The following is a 242-nucleotide window of genomic DNA, read 5'->3' as shown; positions in this document are numbered from 1 at the left end:
GAAGCTACTTTAAATAATGAACTAGAAGCGTTATCAATGACTTCATTACCTTTATAAGAATGAAGTGACAATAGTCCTTTCACTCCCATATAAATTGGCACGAATCCTAATAACCCAATCCAAGATATAGGAATGAAAAAAGAGCTTAAAGAACCAATGATGCTCAGAAAAATAATTAAACTAAATCCTAAATATTGTCCAATAACAATATAAAGTTCTTTCATCTTAGTTTTTTCTCGGAC

Annotated in this window: 1 protein-coding gene; it reads right to left on the bottom strand. The window is 30.2% G+C overall.

Going from position 1 to position 242, the window contains the following annotated elements:
* Positions 1-242 (bottom strand): cadmium resistance transporter (locus SB658_RS27010; RefSeq protein WP_410603590.1); only part of this gene is annotated, 242 nt, incomplete at both ends.

The sequence above is a fragment of the Bacillus sp. SIMBA_008 genome, assembly GCF_046535495.1.
Lineage (GTDB): Bacteria > Bacillota > Bacilli > Bacillales > Bacillaceae > Bacillus > Bacillus subtilis.
Note: the sequence above shows the minus strand (reverse complement) of the source record. Positions and strands in the feature narration are given on the sequence as shown.